This window comes from Paraburkholderia graminis (genome assembly GCF_003330785.1).
Taxonomy (GTDB): domain Bacteria; phylum Pseudomonadota; class Gammaproteobacteria; order Burkholderiales; family Burkholderiaceae; genus Paraburkholderia; species Paraburkholderia graminis.
Genome location: NZ_CP024934.1, coordinates 2,531,609 through 2,547,975, shown reverse-complemented (window position 1 = coordinate 2,547,975; position 16,367 = coordinate 2,531,609). Strand labels below are relative to the sequence as shown.

The window sequence follows — 16,367 nt, the reverse complement described above, 5'->3', positions numbered from 1 at the left end:
GGCCTTATTGCGAGGGTGCCATGTAAGGCGGCATGGCGAGCGAGCCGTTGGGTCCGCCGTACTGGAAGCTCGGCGTTTGCGTCATGTTCGCGGTGGAGCCGGGCGCGTATTCCTGCGGCGCGGCCGCGGCCCGTTTCGGCGCTTTCGCGGTCTTCGGCGGCGATACGATCTTCTGGATGTCGGCGATGCGCTGCGTGGTCGTGGCGTTCGCCTTGCCGAGGCTTTGCGCGCGGCGATACGCTTCGTTGGCCATGCGCAGATAGAGGTCGCCCAGGTTCTCGTAAGCGAGACCGTAACCGGGGTTGACCTTGGTCGCGGTTTCGAGCGCCGCGCGTGCTTCCGCGTAGCGGCCGTGCTTGGCGTAGAGCGCGGCGAGGTTGTTGTACGGCTCGGGCAACTCCGGATACAACTGCGTGAGTTCGGTGAACGCGGTGATCGCTTCGTCGTCGCGGTTCAGATGCGCGAGCACGGTGGCGCGCTTGAACTTCGCCTGCGCGTCACGCGGATTCGACGCGATGCGAGCATCGAGTTGCGTCAGCGAGGCTTGCCAGTCCTTTTGCGCGATGGACGCGTCGATCTCCGGCGTGTTGTCGCGCACGGCGGGCCCTTGCGGCATGGTAGGCGTTTTCTGCGCGAAGGCGGCGGCGCCCGGCAGCATGCCGAGCGCGACGGCCACGGCGACACGCAGCGTGACGGCGCGCGCGAACTTGCCGCCAGCGCCGTGCACTGAGCCACGCACCGAAGCGCCAACAGAGGCGCGGAGCGGGGCGCGAACAGGGCCGCGAATAGAGGCGCGAACAAGGGTGCCGGCAAGGCCGCCAAACGCCGTCGCGGCGAGGGTCGCAGCGCTGCGCGCGCGGCCGCTGGAAGGTTTCATAGGCTCGGGTCTGGGTGTTATACTCCGAGCCATTCTAACAAAAGGTCTGCGCGTTCCGTCGAACCGCCGGCTGTCTTTTCGCCACTCGTGGTCGTCTCCGCCTTGATAGCAGTCTGACCGCCGCACCAGGTGCACCGGTTTGCTGCTGTGCGTGTTTCAACAGTCGCCGCTGTGCGTGTTTCACGTCGGGCAATAGTCTGGTCATCAAGAAGTCTGATCAGAGCCCGTCCGAACAGGTAACAGGCAATAGGCAACAGTCGGCAACAATTCGTCCCCGCCGTCGTGTTCGGGGGCGGCACGCACGAAACACATTGCGGATTTCTTTCGGCCCACGCACCGTTCTCTATGGAATCACTGCGCATCTACAACACGCTCGCGCGTGACAAGCAAACTTTCGTGCCCCTGCAAGCAGGCGTCGTGCGGATGTACGTCTGCGGGATGACCGTGTACGACTATTGTCACGTCGGTCATGCGCGTGTCATGGTCGTGTTCGACATCGTGCAGCGGTGGCTGCGCACGCTCGGCTACCAGGTCACGTACGTGCGCAACATCACGGACATCGACGACAAGATCATTCGCCGCGCCGTCGAAAACGGCGAGACGATCAAGTCGCTGACCGATCGCTTCATCAATGCGTTGCATGAAGATGCGGACGCGCTCGGCATCGCGCGTCCCGACATCGAGCCGCGCGCCACCGACTTCATTCCGCAGATGCTCGGCATGATCGAGACGCTCGAGACGAACGGCTACGCGTATCAGGCGAGCGACGGCGACGTGAACTACGCGGTGCGCAAGTTCGCGGGCTACGGCAAGCTCTCCGGCAAGTCGCTCGAGGATCTGCGTGCGGGCGAGCGCGTCGCCGCGAACGACGCGAAAGAAGATCCGCTCGACTTCGTGTTGTGGAAGCAGTCAAAAGAGGGCGAACCCGCCGACACGGGCTGGGACTCGAAGTATGGCCGCGGCCGTCCTGGTTGGCATATCGAATGCTCGGCTATGGGGTGCGCGCTGCTCGGCGAACGTTTCGACATTCATGGCGGCGGACAGGACCTGCAGTTTCCGCACCACGAAAACGAAATCGCGCAAAGCGAAGCTGCGACCGGTCAAACGTTCGTGAATTACTGGATGCACAACGGCTACGTACAGATCGACAATGAGAAGATGTCGAAGTCGTTGAATAATTTCTTTACGATTCGCGAGGTATTGGCGCAGTACGATGCCGAGGTCGTGCGTTTTTTCATCGCACGCGCGCACTATCGTTCGCCGCTGAACTACAGCGACGTGCATATCGACGACGCCCGCAACGCCCTCGGCCGCCTTTACACGGCGCTGAAAGACGTGACGCCGGACGGCGCCGCGCTCGACTGGAACGAAGCGCATGCGCAGCGTTTCCAGGCAGCCATGAACGACGACTTCAACACGCCGGTTGCGGTGTCGGTGTTGTTCGAGCTGGCAACTGAAGTGAACCGCACGCGCGACCCCGCGCTGGCCCGTCAACTGCGCTCGCTCGGCGCGGTGCTCGGGCTGCTCGGGCGCGAGCCGCGTGCATACCTGCAGCAGGCAGCGGGCGCCGCGGTAGAAGGCGCGCTGGAACCCGCCGCGATCGAAGCGAAGATCGCCGAGCGCGTGGCCGCCAAGCAGGCGAAGGACTATGCAGCAGCAGACCGGATCCGGGCGGAATTGCTCGAGGCCGGCGTTGCACTTGAAGACAAACCCGGCGGGCTAACCGAGTGGCGGCGCGTGTGAGCGCACCTCGTACTTCCCTCTGAACGACTCGCCAGGCAGGAGGCAGGATGGCAACGGCCACGAAGACGCCGGCTAAACGAGCCACGTCTCAAACAAACGCGGCAGCCGCGCCCAAGTCGACTCGAACGTCGGCGCGCACGGCAAGCGGCGCGGTGAAGGCAGCAACGTCGAAAGGCGCGGGAGCGGCGGCAAAAACCGCCGCGGGCGCCTCGAAGAAGACGGCGGTCAAGCGCGCGTTGAACGGCGCGTCCGCGCCTGCGCATGTGGGTTCGTCCGCGGCGTCGTCGCTTTCGTCCGCCACGCGGCGCACGAAGGCGTCGTCCGCGAAGGCATCGCGTGCGAAGCCGAGTAGCGCGAACGGCGCGTTGCCGGCCGAACTTGCGGGCGACGTGCAGGAGCTCGCGCGCGTCGCGAAAACGCGAGAGAACCAGGAAGGCGAGATCGTGCGCAAGACGCGCGCGTCGTCTTCGGCGGGCGGCGAAGCGGCGAGCGCAAGCGAGGTCGCGGTGCCGGTGCAGATCGCCGGGCTTGCGCCCGAAGTCACGCGTCCGGACTACTGGGACAAGGCGTGCGCCGACCTCGTCAAACGCGACCGCATTCTGAAGAAGCTGATTCCGAAGTTCGGTCCGGTGCATCTATTAAGCCGCGGCGATCCGTTCGTCACGCTCGCGCGCTCGGTGGTCGGTCAGCAGATTTCGGTGGCGTCCGCGCAGGCCGTCTGGGCCAAGGTCGCGGCGGCTTGTCCGAAGCTCGTGCCGCAGCAGTTCATCAAGCTGGGTCAGGAAAAGCTCACGGCATGCGGCTTGTCGAGGCGCAAGGCGGAGTATGTGCTCGACCTCGCGCAGCATTTCGTGTCGGGTGCATTGCACGTCGGCAAGTGGCGGTCCATGGAAGACGAGGCGGTGATCGCCGAACTCACGCAGATTCGCGGCATCGGCCGCTGGACCGCGGAGATGTTCCTGATCTTCAACCTGTCGCGTCCCGATGTGCTGCCGCTCGACGATCTCGGTCTGATCCGCGCCATCAGCGTGAATTACTTTAGCGGCGAACCGGTCACGCGCAGCGAAGCGCGCGAGGTCGCGGCGAACTGGGAGCCGTGGCGCACCGTCGCCACCTGGTATATGTGGCGTAGTCTGGACCCGTTGCCGGTCGACTACTGAAAGCAGAAGAAGCAATGCCGCTTGGCGAAACTATCAATTGTTAGATTTTGATAGTTGCGAAGTGGTTTTGACATCGGCGAGCGCGGTTAGAATACGCGCTGCCGGTAAGTCCAAGGATTAAAACCAATGAAGACCACCTTTCTGGATTTCGAACAGCCGATCGCTGAACTCGAAGCGAAGATCGAAGAATTGCGCTTCGTGCAGGACGATTCGGCCGTCGATATTTCGGAAGAGATCGAGCGGCTGTCCAAGAAAAGCCAGCAGCTCACGAAAGATCTGTACGCGAACCTCACGCCGTGGCAGGTTTCGCAAATCGCCCGTCATCCGCAGCGCCCGTACACGTTTGACTACGTGAACGAACTCTTCACCGATTTCCACGAGTTGCACGGCGACCGCCACTATGCGGACGACCTGTCGATCGTCGGCGGCCTCGCGCGTTTCAATGGCCAGGCCTGCATGGTGATCGGCCATCAGAAGGGCCGCGACACGAAAGAGCGCGCGCTGCGCAACTTCGGCATGCCGCGTCCGGAAGGCTATCGCAAGGCCGAGCGTCTGATGCGTCTCGCCGAAAAATTCAGCCTGCCGATCTTCACGTTCATCGACACGCCCGGCGCCTATCCTGGCATCGGCGCGGAAGAACGCGGGCAGTCGGAAGCAATCGGCCGCAATCTGTACGTGATGGCCGAACTGAAGACGCCGCTGATCGCGACGATCATCGGCGAGGGCGGTTCGGGCGGCGCGTTGGCTATCGCGGTCGGCGACAGCGTGTTGATGCTGCAATTCTCGACCTATTCGGTGATTTCACCGGAAGGCTGCGCGTCGATTCTGTGGAAAAGCGCGGCCAAGGCGCCGGAAGCCGCCGAAGCGCTCGGTCTCACCGCGCATCGTCTGAAGGCGCTGGGTCTGATCGACAAGATCGTCAACGAGCCGCTCGGCGGCGCGCATCGCGATCCGAAGGGCATGGCGGCGATGCTGCGCCGTGCGCTCGCCGATTCGCTGCGTCAGTTCCAGGGCATGAGCATCAACGACTTGCGCGAACGCCGTTTCGAACGTTTGATGTCGTACGGCAAGTTCAAGGAAACGACGCCGGGCGTTTGAGCCCGCGCGTTTTCTTTCGTCCATCGGCGCGACGCATGACTAATGCAACCGCGCTAGCGACATGACTCCCACTGCCGAATCGCCTGCGGACCGCCTCGTTCTCGAGGCGGTCCGCGTTGCGTTTGCCGCGCTGCCCGCGAGCGCGCGCGTTGCCGTTGCGTTTAGCGGCGGCGTCGATTCGAGCGTGCTGCTGGACGCGGCCGTGCGTGTCGCCGGCTCGTCGCGTTGCATCGCGTTTCATGTGCATCACGGCCTGAGTCCGAACGCCGATGCGTGGCTCGCGCATTGCGAGGCGTTCGCGCGCGAACGCGAGGTCGAGTTCGTCGTGCGTTACGTCGACGTTTCGCGCGATGCCGGCGTGAGCGTGGAGGCCGCGGCGCGCGATGCGCGTTATCGCGCGCTGGACGCACTGTGCGCGGCACACGGCATTGGCTGGTTATGGCTCGCGCAACACGCGGACGATCAGGCGGAGACCGTGCTGCTACAACTGTTGCGCGGCGCGGGCCTCGCGGGCCTCGCGGCGATGGCGCCGGAGTTTTCGCCTGCGGGCGCCGCGGCGGCGCGCGTGCGGCCGTTGCTTCATCTGCTGCGCGCACAGATCGAACGCTATGCGAGTGCGCACGAACTGCGCTGGATCGACGACGAATCGAATGCGGACACGCGCTATGCGCGCAACGCGCTGCGCCACCAGGTCACGCCCGCGTTGGCCGTTCACTTCCCCGGTTTCCGCGACGCGCTCGCGCGCACGGCGTCGCATGCGGCGTCGGCGCAGCGCTTGCTCGATGAGCTTGCGCGCATCGACCTCGACGCCGTCTCGCGCGACGACGGGCACGCGCTCTCGCATGACGCGCTCATCGCACTCGATGACGACCGCGCGCTCAATCTGATGCGTTACTGGATGCGCTCGCAGGGCTTCATCGCGGCGTCGAGCGCGCGTCTTGGCGATGCGCTGCGGCAACTACGCGAAGTGGGCGAGGGCGGTGACGGGCATCGTCTGCGCGTCGATCATGCGGGTCATGCGCTGCGCAGCTATCGCGGGCTGGTGTATTGGGAAGCGGGCGACAGCAGCGATCCTGCCGACGAAACTTCGCTTGCGGCGCGCGAGGTCAGCGAGTTGGTGTGGCAGGGACAAGCGACGTGGCGCTTGCCGCAATGGCGCGGGACGTTTGTGTTTGAAGCGGTTGACGCTTTAGCGGTGAACGCGGCGGATGCCAGCAATGCCATTAACGCCGCGCTCAACGACACCATTCCGATGAGCCTGCTGCAACACGCACCACTGCGCGCGCGTTCGCGCAGCGGCGGCGAACGCATGCGCGCGAGCGACGCGCCGGGCGCGCGTAGTCGAACGCTGAAGAACCTGTTCCAGGAGCGCGGCATTCCCGCGTGGAAGCGCGAAGTGCCGCTGCTTTTTCTCGGCGACGAACTGCTGTTCGTCCCGTTGCTCGGCGTGAACCACGCGGCGTTGCACGCTGACGTAGCGCCCGACGAAGCGCGCGTGCGAATCGTCTGGCGCGAGGACTTGCTGATCGCCTGACCGGCCGGTCGGGCACTGGCTTCATCGAACGGGTTGTCGTCCAAATAGGGCGCGATTCTGAGCGCGAGCTAAAGCGCGAATATGCATTACGGAACGCCGCGCAAGCGCCGCGGCACGCGTCGCCACGGCCTTCGCGGCTTGTCTTTTTGCCTCTGATCGGGTACGTTAACTTGTTTGCCCGACCCGCTTTTGCCCTCGCTTTTGTCGGTTTTCCGATCGTGATCCGAGTTTTCCGGTAAGCCATTAGCGATCAATCACGGGCAAATCCGCGCGTGCTGCACGCGCGCTGCATCTACGCCGCCATACACTCCGCCGCCGTTCACAAGACGTTGCGCCCGTGTGCTTTTGTGCGGTCGTCGCGAGCGCGCCAGCGCGGTTTCTCCTTCAGTTCAGAACGACAATGGCACTCATCGTACATAAATACGGCGGCACTTCGATGGGCTCGGTCGAGCGCATCAAGAACGTCGCCAAGCGCGTCGCGAAATGGCAAAAGGCCGGCCACAAGATGGTCGTCGTGCCGTCGGCAATGTCCGGCGAAACCAACCGCTTGCTCGGCCTCGCGAAAGAGATCACGAGCCAGCCGAGCCCGCGCGAACTCGACATGATCGCCGCGACCGGCGAGCAGGTCAGCTCAGGGCTGCTCGCCATCGCGCTGCAGGAAGCCGGCGTCGACGCGGTGAGCTACGCGGGCTGGCAAGTGCCGGTCAAAACGGATAGCGCGTTCACGAAAGCGCGCATTAGCGACATCGACGGCGAGCGCGTGCTGCGCGATCTCGACGCGGGCAAGGTGGTCGTGATCACGGGCTTCCAGGGCATCGACCCGGACGGCAACATCACGACGCTTGGCCGCGGCGGTTCGGACACGTCGGCGGTCGCGGTCGCGGCTGCGTTGAAGGCCGACGAGTGCCTGATTTACACGGACGTCGACGGTGTCTATACCACCGACCCGCGCGTGGTCGAAGAGGCTCGCCGGCTCGATCGCGTGACGTTCGAAGAAATGCTGGAAATGGCAAGCCTGGGTTCGAAGGTGCTGCAGATCCGTTCGGTGGAATTCGCCGGCAAATATCAGGTGAAGACGCGCGTGCTGTCGAGCCTGACCGATCCGCTCATCCCGCTCGACGCTGAAATGAAGTCGGGCACCCTGATTACTTTTGAAGAAGACGAGACCATGGAAAAAGCAGTCATCTCGGGCATCGCGTTCCAGCGCGACGAAGCTCGCATCGCGGTGATGGGTGTGCCCGACAAGCCGGGCATCGCGTATCAGATTCTCGGCCCGGTGGCGGACGCGAATATCGACGTCGACATGATCATCCAGAACCAGAGCGTCGAAGGCAAAACGGCGTTCACGTTCACGGTGGGCCGCGGCGATTATCAGCGCGCGATGGACATTCTCACGAACCAGGTGAAGGGTCACGTGCAGGCCGAGCAGGTGCTGGGCGATCCGAAGGTGTCGAAGGTTTCGGTGGTCGGCGTGGGCATGCGTTCGCATGTGGGCATCGCGAGCACGATGTTCCGCACGCTGTCGGAAGAGGGCATCAACATCCAGATGATCTCGACGTCCGAAATCAAGATTTCGGTGCTGATCGACGAGAAGTATATGGAGCTCGCAGTGCGCGCGCTGCATAAGGCGTTCGAACTGGATCAGGCGTAACTGGGTGTGATTTGGTAGAAGCGGCGGGGCGTGCAGGAGCGCCTCGTTCGTTGTTGTACATATGCGTGGCCTGGCGAAAAAAATCCTTCGTCAATGACGACATTGGCACAAAAAGTGTTCGTCGGACATTGACCTTGGCGGTCCGGCCCGCTATTATCTTGGCTTCGTCGCGCTGACTCCCTGCGCGAGCGAAAGTTTGGGAGACGTGGCCGAGAGGTCGAAGGCACTCCCCTGCTAAGGGAGCATCTGGGCCAAAACCTGGATCGAGGGTTCGAATCCCTCCGTCTCCGCCAGGAGCACCTTCCGGGACATTTCACGATGTCCCGGACCAGACCCCGGAAGGCCGCCACAAGCGCCTTCCGGGGTTTTTTCTTTGCTGCTTCCGGCTCGTACCGACAGAATCGACCCATCAAGTTGGGGTGAAAGTAGGGGTGGGAAATGGCGGAATCTCAATCCAGGCAACCTCATTGGCTCTCGCCAGCTTCGCATAGCGAAGCTGGTTGATCGCGGTTACTACGCCGATGGTGGCGGCCTTTATTTCCAGATTTCTGGCTCGGGTTCGCGCTCCTGGATCTATCAGTTCAACTATTCGGGCGTTCGCGCGAGATGGGGCTTGGGCCGATGACGACTGTCTCGTTTGCAGAAGCGCGTACCGAGGCGGCTCGATGCAGGGCACTCGTGAAGGACAAGATTGACCCGATCGAGGCGCGTAAAGAGGCGCGGCGCACCGTGACGGCGACAACCCTGCACGCTGGCGTGGTCACCTGGATAAGATGCTGGCAAAGCGCAGGCGCGCCCTGAAGCATTTTCCGACGTTGCCGTGGGCCGACATCCCTGAATTCATACCAAAGCTTAAGGTGAAGGAAGACCAAGGTTCACGCTCGGCCGCGATGTTGCACCTGGTGATCCTGACCGTCTGTAGAACGAATGAGATCCGGCGAGCGCGGCCCGAAGAGTTTGACTTACGCCACAAGATTTCGACGATCCCCAGCGAGCGGATGAAGATGGGCCTTCCTCACCGCGTGCCCTTGTGTGATACGGCCTGCGATCTCGTGAAGAGAGCTATGCGGACGGCCAGGTATGGCTACCTCTTTCCGGGCGACAAAAAGGGCGCTCCGCTTTCGAATATGGCAATGTTAGAACTGCTCGATGGCATGGGATATACAGACATCACGGTGCACGGGTTCCGTTCGACATTTCAGGACTGGGCGGAGGAGTATGGTGAGTATCCCGAAGTGCTAGCCGACAAGGCGATTGCCCACAAGACGAGCAACAAGGCCCGCCGTGCGTATCAGCGAGGTGACATGCTCGAGAGGCGCCGAAGATGATGGACCACTGGTCGCAGTACTGCGCGGGGATGTCTGCGAGCGTCGTGTCTATTACGCCCCCGAAGGAGAATCCGGCAAAGCAAAGTTTGATTCGCCTTCGCGAGGTGCGTCTGCGTGTTGGCCTGGGCACAAGTACTGTCTATCGGTATCTGGCCGGAGGTAAGTTTCCACGGCCAGTGCAAATCGGTGGTGGTAGGGTTGCATGGCTAGAGACCGACGTTGATGCATGGATTGTCGACCGCGTTGAGGCCAGTGGGCGCGGAGCAACCTAGCTTGGTTCCATTCTGTCGCGGCGGTTTGCGTGACATCAGAAGCCATCGGAGCGCGACAGAACACGGACTTGCGGGACCTTGAGTTGCTCGGTCGTACCGCTGGAATGAATGCTTCGTTTTCCTTTTTAATTCGTCCTCCGCCCTCGGCAGAAGTACTTCCGGTAGCAGTCCATACTGTCCCGCCACGGAGCCCGGCAGATTGCCCGATATGGCGGCCTTCGGCTCACCGGCCCACCGGCCAGTCACGCTTGCGCCCAATGGCTTCGCCGATGGCGTGGTTTTCCATGGCCGCTTCCGTATCCTGATCCGCTTTTCGGCGCACACGTTCCCAGTCAGTGCAGCTTTCGCCGCGCGAGCGAACATCGTGCATTTCCGCGCTAGTCATCGAAGTGATTTTCGAGCCACTCCCGATAGGCGCACTGTTCATCTCGTTTGGCCGGCGGAAACTCACGATTCGCAGCGGTCCTCGCCCGGAACGAACGCCACCGACAATACGGTCAGAACCTCGGATACGTAGTCAAAAGCCCGCTGGCGCCGTCCGCCATGATGAGGGCAATCTACGAACAGGGTATGTTCACTTTCCCGCACCCGATCGGCATCGCAAAGTCACAGCGCCTGCGCTGTTTACGCAAAAAGGCCGGTACTTCGATATGCCTGGACCGTAGCGTCGAAGACCGACACGTCGCCGCGTCCACGAGCGACCAGTTGCGCGCCTTCAATAGCCGCGAAAATTGCTAGCGCGTGGCGCTTAATAGACTCGGCATCTCTTCCGTCCTCTCTGAGAGACAGAACCTTAAAAAGCCAGTCGACGTTTACCTCGGTGAAGTGATCGACTTCTACCCGGACTTCGGCGGGAAGGTCATGATGCTCTGCCGCCATGATGCCGCAAAGACACATTCGATTGTCTTGCACGAGTGCCGAACGAAAGATGCTCGCATAGCGCTCCAGCGTCAGCTGCTCGTTATCGAACCGTTCGAGAAGGTCATGCAGCAAAGTGACCGCTTCCTCCGTGTACTGGCGCGCCAACGCCGCGCCTAGATCACCCTTTGTCGGAAAGTGGTGGTGCACGCCTGCGCTCTTGATGCCGACCTCTTTGGCGATTTCGCGGAAACTCAGCGCGTTGTATCCACGCGCCTGAACCATGCGTCGGGCAGAGCCGAGAATGCGCTGTTTGGTGTCAGTTGTCATGTGGGAGACTCTAACACGATACCTATCGATAAGTAAGTGTTGACACGGGGAGGACGCCTCGCTAAAGTGCGCTTCACTTACCTATCGATAGGTAACGACCCTTTTGAGACCGACCATGAAAATTTTCGACATTCCAGGTTTTCCCAACCCGCTTCGCATCCGGATCGTGCTGGCGGAGAAAAATCTTGCTTCCAAGGTTGAGTTCATCAAAGTTGATCTTCCCGCTGCGGAACACAAGCAAGCCGCCTTCCTCGCCATCAACCCCACCGGGACTGTGCCCGTTCTGCAGTTGGATGACGGAACGTACATCTCGGAGTGCACGGCCATCACTGAGTATCTTGACAATCTTGACGGCAATCCGGTGCTGACGGGCAAGTCGCCAAAAGAGAAAGCGCTGGTTCATATGATGCAGAAGCGGGCTGAGTCAGAACTGATCGATGCGGTAGGGATCTACTTTCACCATGCGACGCCGGGTCTTGGACCGGCGCTTCAGGCGTACAAGAGCCCCGATTGGGAGGGCCGCCGAGAATGGGGTGAACGCTCACGCGACAAGGCTGTTGCCGGGATGCGCTACTTTGACAAGGTGCTCACGGCGCAACCGTACGTTGCGGGCGAATCCTTCTCAATGGCGGATATCACAGTTTGGGCGGGACTCGTGTTCGCTGGTTTTGCAAACATTCGGGTCCCCGAGGAATGCACCGCGCTGCTCAATTGGCGGCAGACGGTTGACGAGCGCTCTTCCGTCAAGAATCCGGCGTAAGCAGCGTTCGTCCCCAACACCACGCCAGTTCTCGGAGCGCAGTAAGAATATTTTTTAATGTGTTGAATTCAGGAGTACTGAAGTGAGAAAACCGATAAAAATCGCGACGGTCAAGGCGGGGGTGCTAGTACTTGCTACAGCTGCCGCTTTCGCAACTACGCCATCCAATGCGGCAGGGGAAGGGCAGAATCTGCGCGCCGTCTACACGCATCAGACAGCGCCGACGAGGTTTATCGATGTAAACGGTACGAAGCTCGCCTATCGCCGTTTCGGAAAACCCGGCAATGTGCCGCTGGTCTTTTTCCAGCACTTTGTGGGCAACATGGACAACTGGGACCCTGCGGTCATTGACGGTTTTGCTAAAAATCGAGAGGTAATTCTGTTCGACAACGCCGGCGTCGCCAGTTCAGAAGGAGAAGTTCCCAGCACCGTCGAGGGGATGGCACGGCATGCTATCGACCTGCTTCACGCACTCAACGTCAAAAGGGCTGATCTTCTCGGATTTTCTCTGGGAAGTCTCGTAGCACAGGAAGTTGCCGTTGAGCGCCCTGAAGTTGTTCGACATCTGGTGTTGGTGGGGAGCGGACCTCGCGGCGGGGCTGGAATGGCCACGCTTACGCCAGAGTTCCAGGAAATGATCAAGAAGGACAGCGGAAACAACGATCAACTGCTGCTTGATGTGTTCTTCACGCAATCAGACGCGAGTCGCGCTGCGGGACGTGAATTCCTCAATCGCCTTCATGCTCGTTCGCGCGATCGTGACCCGGACGTGAATGATAAGGTCGCACCGGCGCAGGTAGCGGCGTTCGCGGCATGGGGCGCGCCTCACGCTGATGCGGATGCATACCTGAAAAACATCAAGCAGCCTGTGCTCATCGTGGGCGGCAATCACGACATCGTTCATTATCCGGTGAATTCGTTCACCCTGGAGGAGAAGCTGCCGAACGCTCAGCTGATTCTGTACCCTGACTCGAGTCATGGGGCGCAGTATCAGTATCCCAAGCGCTTCGTGGCCGATGTCACGGCCTTTCTCGATCGCGAAGACTAGAACCTTCATGCAGCAGCCGGTGCTCGCTTATGTTCATCGTCTCATAGCTGCTAGCCACGGAGAAACCTCGCAGCGACAAGAGACGAGTTTTTCAACTCTCAGGCGCGGGGTTCCGTGGTCATAGGCGGTACACGGATGCCCTTTGCGACTCTGAAAGCCGGTTGACCACGCAATAAGCAGGCAGCCGCGCTTAACTTGAACTGTCGATAAATTATGGGAGGAAATCCGATGCGCAACGTGGGAACCATGGTCAGCTTTTGCCGTCCGGACGGTCAAGCCGTTGAGGGCTATCTTGCTAATCCGGCGAAGCTGGAAGGCGCGCCGGCAATCGTTGTGATCCAGGAGTGGTGGGGGCTTAACGCTCAGATCCGGGGCGTGGCGGACCGTCTGTCTCACGCGGGCTACATCGCGCTGGTGCCCGACCTCTACAGAGGAAAGTCTACAGTCGAGGAAGAAGAGGCTCACCACTACATGGATAGTCTGGACTTTGCTGACGCAATCTCTCAGGACGTTCGCGGCGCGGTTCAATACCTGAGTACGTACACGAGAAATATCGGTGTGACCGGGTTTTGCATGGGCGGCGCATTGACGCTTCTTGCCCTCAGCGCTGTCCCTGAATTTGCGGCTGGCGTTATATGGTATGGATTCCCGCCGCTGGATCGCCTGGACGCTTCTGGCATCAAAGCGCCCATCCAGGCGCACTGGGCCACACAGGATGCATTCTTTCCTGCCGCGGGTGTGGATGTGCTTGAGGAGAGGTTCGCCCGCAGTGAGGTCTCGGCGGAATTCCATCGCTATCTTGCACATCATGCGTTCGCCAATGAAACCGCCGTGGGCGATGGGCGCATATCAGGCACGCAATACGATCCGGTTTGGGCGCAACTCGCGTGGGACCGCACACTGACGTTTTTTGGCCGCACCCTTTGGAAGGAGCCAGTCGTAGTGAGACGTACGTCATAACCCACTGCGGTATTTCATGGCGCGATGCGACGCAGCGGCGAAAGGCGCAACACGCGGTCCATCGCTGAATACGGTCTCGCTATGCTGCACGCCGTGGAGATTGGCAGGACGAAGACGTCGCTGCCCCTTCCTAAAATCTCTGCTTGGGGGTACATCACCCCGTCACCAGATCGCAACGCATTACGCTCGCTGTGACCGTCATTCCTTGTCGGCTAGAAACCGCGGACAAAGCGAAGAATCTCGAGGTTATGCTTTTCCGCGTCGCCGGCATGTTGATCCTGCTGGCCATCTACGTCGCTCCTGCTCACGCCAGTTTCATTAGGCGAAGCGCTGACGGGTGAGATCCGTTGCGTAGCTGATTGGCCGGATGTGGTTGCCATGCAAGCGGAAAATAGCAATGACGACAGAAGCGTCGCAGCTACCACGAATATTTTGCGTGTGATCATTTTAAGGTCGTCAGGAAAATGATATCTCTGTCACTGCGTGAGCTATTGCGCAAGAGGGCGGGCGCGGCGGGCGTTAGCCCCGCCGCGCTGATGCTTTCGAGACCAGTCAGAGCACGCCGGTGGCTCGTGCCGCGTCGAGAACTACCGCGGCCACTGCGGCAGGTTGAGACATCAGTGCTACATGGCTCGCGCCAGCAATCGACGTAATCTTCGCGCCGATCTGTTTAGCCTCGGCCTGCTGGAGCGCCGCGGGAATGATCTGGTCCTGGTCGCCATAGACCCACCACGACGGTTTGGACTTCCAGGCGGCCACAGACACCTTATCGGTAAGACAGCGCGCATTGAGCGGCCCCTGAGCCGTGGCGAGCACACTGGATGTGTCTTTCGGAAGGTCCGGTGCGAAACTGCTCAGGTAGGTGTCAGTGTTGAGCGTAAGGAATCCAGTTTCGTCGGATACCAGACCCGCCTGCCAGGCCGGCTTCGGAAAGGGACTCGTCAGATCCGAGATCGACTGATTGTCTGCGGGCGCGAATGCTGACACATAAACGAGACCTGCAACCTTGTTAATGCTGCCGGCTTGCGTAATGACGGCGCCGCCGTAGGAGTGTCCGACCAGGAGGACGGGGCCCTGCTGGGCATCGATGGCACGGGTGACGGTTGCGGCATCGTCGGCTAGCGACGTGCGGGGAAGCTGAACAGTCACTACTTTCAGGCCACGCGCCTGCAGTACGCGCGTGACTGATGACCAGCTAGACCCGTCGGCCCACGCCCCGTGTACGAGTACGACCGTGCCCGTGGTGCTTGCGGAAGAGCTGCCGCATGCCGCAACGGATGCGAGGGTGACGAGACCGAGCGATACGACAAGAGCAGCAAAGAGCCGCAGAATGTAAGACTTCATGTTAGGAACGTTAAGACGCCAAATGAGATTTCAATATCGCGCCCGTCTAGCGACAGGAAGTATCAGGACGAGCGCGACGCCAACACGAACGGTAACCGGGCTCAGGGGCGCCGCCTATTGCACGTCGTCCGGTTTCAATGACATTGCGTCCGAAAGATAAGAGAGAAGATTTTTCGATGGTCGATACGACCGTATCCGCCAGCCCGTTGCAATGTCGGCCGGCGAAGCGTGGGCGACGGAAAAGTCGGCCGATCTCTGAGGCGGCCCCTCACAAAAGCACCTCTTTGGCTGAGTCGTGAGCCGCTATCCCGAAGCATTGACAAATGTGTAATAGCACATGAGAATAAGAAACATGAAACCGCTCACTGGTCCCGATCTTTGTCACTGTCTGGCTGCACGTCGCGCTGCCAGGTACGTGTCGCGTATTTACGATAGCCATCTGTCAGGCGTGGGCATTTCGATCTCGCAATTTTCGATACTTGCGCTCGTTGAAGAGCATCCAGGAATCGCGGTTGCCGATCTGGCGGACCTGATGGTGATGGAGCGGACCACGTTGGTACGTGCACTCAGACCCCTGAGGGACGCAAACTGGTTGACGAGCGATGCGGAAGGTCCGAAAGCGGCACTGACGTTCACGCTGTCCGCTGCGGGCAAGGCGAAGCTGTCGGAGGCTGAGCCCTGCTGGCGAGCAGCGCAGGCGGAGTTCGAAGCTGGCGTCAGTCGCAAACAGGCGGCTGCACTGCGGGCAGGTCTGTTGACCGTCGTCTTTGCAGGCTGAAAATTTTTCGTTCATATGTGTAATTGCACATATTATCTGTCTCATTCCGATCAACGTCTTCTTTCAAGGACTTTGCATGACAGCCTTTCCTTCCGTTCCGCATGTGAGCACAGTCAGCGCCGAAGACCGGGCGAGCGCCGTCGACTTCGTCAATCGCGTCAACTGGTTCTTCGAGACATGGGACGTCGAAGCCATGATCGAGGCATTCCTGCCCGACGCCGTGGCGTACCACTTTCACGGAACGATTAATGGACACACCGAAATCCGGCGCTTCTTCGAGCATGACTATCCGTATCTGATACCTGGCGTGGGGCGTCATGCCACAAACCATATCGTCGATGAGGACGAAGACGGCGTGGTCGTGCGATATCAAAACCTGCTGGTCCGCTATGCCTCGCCCGAGGATGCGTCGAAACTCGGTGCGGGCCAGGTGATGCACAACGATACCGGGCTGCCCGCGATCTGGCTGTATTCGCCGATGCGTGACCGGCTGCGCAAGACGGCGGCGGGGTGGAGGATCTATGAGCGCTATATCGGCGGTTCGACCACCAGTCGTGTCCTCACGCCTGCCGACACATCGGCAGCTGCCGTGGCGCCGTATCTCCCGAAGCTTCAAGGGGTGTAAT

16 protein-coding genes, 1 tRNA gene and 1 pseudogene are annotated in these 16,367 nt (G+C 60.8%); 15 read left to right on the top strand and 3 right to left on the bottom strand.

Going from position 1 to position 16,367, the window contains the following annotated elements; translation table 11 throughout:
- Positions 1–4: 4 nt before the first annotated feature.
- A complete protein-coding gene (locus CUJ91_RS11290; RefSeq protein ID WP_114156223.1) occupies positions 5–877 on the bottom strand; it encodes a tetratricopeptide repeat protein in 873 nt (290 codons plus the stop codon).
- 345 nt (positions 878–1,222) lie between these two features.
- Here CUJ91_RS11290 and cysS point away from each other — a divergent pair, with 345 nt between their 5' ends.
- The 10 genes and pseudogenes from cysS (at position 1,223) to CUJ91_RS11250 (ending at position 9,663) form a co-directional block, all read left to right on the top strand.
- Positions 1,223–2,620 carry a cysteine--tRNA ligase gene (gene cysS, locus CUJ91_RS11285; RefSeq protein WP_114156222.1) on the top strand — a complete coding sequence of 466 codons (1,398 nt, stop codon included), beginning with the start codon at positions 1,223–1,225 and terminating at the stop codon, positions 2,618–2,620.
- Between the two features lie 47 nt (positions 2,621–2,667).
- Entirely contained in the window at positions 2,668–3,780 is a 1,113-nt protein-coding gene (locus CUJ91_RS11280) for a DNA-3-methyladenine glycosylase family protein (RefSeq protein WP_107706581.1), read from the top strand.
- 126 nt (positions 3,781–3,906) lie between these two features.
- Positions 3,907–4,878 (top strand): acetyl-CoA carboxylase carboxyltransferase subunit alpha, encoded by a 972-nt coding sequence (locus CUJ91_RS11275; protein ID WP_006051481.1) that lies wholly within the window; start codon positions 3,907–3,909, stop codon positions 4,876–4,878.
- A gap of 61 nt (positions 4,879–4,939) precedes the next feature.
- Entirely contained in the window at positions 4,940–6,412 is a 1,473-nt protein-coding gene (gene tilS, locus CUJ91_RS11270) for a tRNA lysidine(34) synthetase TilS (RefSeq protein ID WP_114156221.1), read from the top strand.
- Between the two features lie 400 nt (positions 6,413–6,812).
- Entirely contained in the window at positions 6,813–8,063 is a 1,251-nt protein-coding gene (locus tag CUJ91_RS11265) for an aspartate kinase (RefSeq protein ID WP_006051483.1), read from the top strand.
- Positions 8,064–8,262: 199 nt separating this feature from the next.
- A tRNA-Ser gene (locus CUJ91_RS11260) sits at positions 8,263–8,356 on the top strand.
- A gap of 313 nt (positions 8,357–8,669) precedes the next feature.
- Positions 8,670–8,723: pseudogene (locus tag CUJ91_RS35195) on the top strand (hypothetical protein); the annotation flags it as partial.
- Between the two features lie 18 nt (positions 8,724–8,741).
- The gene (locus CUJ91_RS35190) at positions 8,742–8,864 is read left to right on the top strand and encodes a hypothetical protein (RefSeq protein ID WP_308810912.1); all 123 of its coding nucleotides are present in this window, start codon (positions 8,742–8,744) and stop codon (positions 8,862–8,864) included.
- The gene (locus tag CUJ91_RS35185) at positions 8,837–9,391 is read left to right on the top strand and encodes a tyrosine-type recombinase/integrase (RefSeq protein WP_308810907.1); all 555 of its coding nucleotides are present in this window, start codon (positions 8,837–8,839) and stop codon (positions 9,389–9,391) included. The genes CUJ91_RS35190 and CUJ91_RS35185 overlap by 28 nt, the downstream gene beginning before the upstream one ends.
- Positions 9,388–9,663, top strand: a complete 276-nt coding sequence (locus tag CUJ91_RS11250) for a helix-turn-helix transcriptional regulator (RefSeq protein WP_310399526.1) — start codon at positions 9,388–9,390, stop codon at positions 9,661–9,663. The genes CUJ91_RS35185 and CUJ91_RS11250 overlap by 4 nt, the downstream gene beginning before the upstream one ends.
- A gap of 624 nt (positions 9,664–10,287) precedes the next feature.
- On the opposite strand, the gene CUJ91_RS11240 is transcribed toward CUJ91_RS11250, so the two are convergent.
- Complete coding sequence (locus CUJ91_RS11240; protein ID WP_006051394.1) at positions 10,288–10,851, bottom strand: TetR/AcrR family transcriptional regulator; 564 nt, start codon at positions 10,849–10,851, stop codon at positions 10,288–10,290.
- 115 nt (positions 10,852–10,966) lie between these two features.
- Between CUJ91_RS11240 and CUJ91_RS11235 the strand changes: the two genes are divergently transcribed.
- From CUJ91_RS11235 to CUJ91_RS11225, 3 genes are all read left to right on the top strand, one after another.
- Positions 10,967–11,611 carry a glutathione S-transferase gene (locus tag CUJ91_RS11235; protein ID WP_053858345.1) on the top strand — a complete coding sequence of 215 codons (645 nt, stop codon included), beginning with the start codon at positions 10,967–10,969 and terminating at the stop codon, positions 11,609–11,611.
- Positions 11,612–11,693: 82 nt separating this feature from the next.
- Positions 11,694–12,659, top strand: a complete 966-nt coding sequence (locus CUJ91_RS11230) for an alpha/beta fold hydrolase (RefSeq protein WP_006051397.1) — start codon at positions 11,694–11,696, stop codon at positions 12,657–12,659.
- Positions 12,660–12,887: 228 nt separating this feature from the next.
- Entirely contained in the window at positions 12,888–13,619 is a 732-nt protein-coding gene (locus CUJ91_RS11225) for a dienelactone hydrolase family protein (RefSeq protein WP_006051398.1), read from the top strand.
- 552 nt (positions 13,620–14,171) lie between these two features.
- Here the strand turns inward: CUJ91_RS11225 and CUJ91_RS11220 are convergent.
- Entirely contained in the window at positions 14,172–14,963 is a 792-nt protein-coding gene (locus CUJ91_RS11220) for an alpha/beta fold hydrolase (protein ID WP_107706583.1), read from the bottom strand.
- A gap of 352 nt (positions 14,964–15,315) precedes the next feature.
- On the opposite strand from CUJ91_RS11220, the gene CUJ91_RS11215 reads away from it, so the two are divergent.
- Positions 15,316–15,741, top strand: coding sequence for a MarR family winged helix-turn-helix transcriptional regulator (locus CUJ91_RS11215; RefSeq protein WP_107706584.1), 426 nt, complete (start codon positions 15,316–15,318; stop codon positions 15,739–15,741).
- 76 nt (positions 15,742–15,817) lie between these two features.
- Complete coding sequence (locus tag CUJ91_RS11210) at positions 15,818–16,366, top strand: nuclear transport factor 2 family protein (protein WP_107706585.1); 549 nt, start codon at positions 15,818–15,820, stop codon at positions 16,364–16,366.
- Position 16,367: the final 1 nt, after the last annotated feature.

What these genes read in the sequence shown, in the direction of transcription:
- CUJ91_RS11290 (WP_114156223.1), bottom strand. Translation starts at nt 877, where the DNA reads ATGAAACCTTCCAGCGGCCGCGCGCGCAGCGCTGCGACCCTCGCCGCG.
- cysS (WP_114156222.1), top strand. Translation starts at nt 1,223, where the DNA reads ATGGAATCACTGCGCATCTACAACACGCTCGCGCGTGACAAGCAAACT.
- CUJ91_RS11280 (WP_107706581.1), top strand. Translation starts at nt 2,668, where the DNA reads ATGGCAACGGCCACGAAGACGCCGGCTAAACGAGCCACGTCTCAAACA.
- CUJ91_RS11275 (WP_006051481.1), top strand. Translation starts at nt 3,907, where the DNA reads ATGAAGACCACCTTTCTGGATTTCGAACAGCCGATCGCTGAACTCGAA.
- tilS (WP_114156221.1), top strand. Translation starts at nt 4,940, where the DNA reads ATGACTCCCACTGCCGAATCGCCTGCGGACCGCCTCGTTCTCGAGGCG.
- CUJ91_RS11265 (WP_006051483.1), top strand. Translation starts at nt 6,813, where the DNA reads ATGGCACTCATCGTACATAAATACGGCGGCACTTCGATGGGCTCGGTC.
- CUJ91_RS35185 (WP_308810907.1), top strand. Translation starts at nt 8,837, where the DNA reads ATGCTGGCAAAGCGCAGGCGCGCCCTGAAGCATTTTCCGACGTTGCCG.
- CUJ91_RS11250 (WP_310399526.1), top strand. Translation starts at nt 9,388, where the DNA reads ATGATGGACCACTGGTCGCAGTACTGCGCGGGGATGTCTGCGAGCGTC.
- CUJ91_RS11240 (WP_006051394.1), bottom strand. Translation starts at nt 10,851, where the DNA reads ATGACAACTGACACCAAACAGCGCATTCTCGGCTCTGCCCGACGCATG.
- CUJ91_RS11235 (WP_053858345.1), top strand. Translation starts at nt 10,967, where the DNA reads ATGAAAATTTTCGACATTCCAGGTTTTCCCAACCCGCTTCGCATCCGG.
- CUJ91_RS11225 (WP_006051398.1), top strand. Translation starts at nt 12,888, where the DNA reads ATGCGCAACGTGGGAACCATGGTCAGCTTTTGCCGTCCGGACGGTCAA.
- CUJ91_RS11220 (WP_107706583.1), bottom strand. Translation starts at nt 14,963, where the DNA reads ATGAAGTCTTACATTCTGCGGCTCTTTGCTGCTCTTGTCGTATCGCTC.
- CUJ91_RS11215 (WP_107706584.1), top strand. Translation starts at nt 15,316, where the DNA reads ATGAAACCGCTCACTGGTCCCGATCTTTGTCACTGTCTGGCTGCACGT.
- CUJ91_RS11210 (WP_107706585.1), top strand. Translation starts at nt 15,818, where the DNA reads ATGACAGCCTTTCCTTCCGTTCCGCATGTGAGCACAGTCAGCGCCGAA.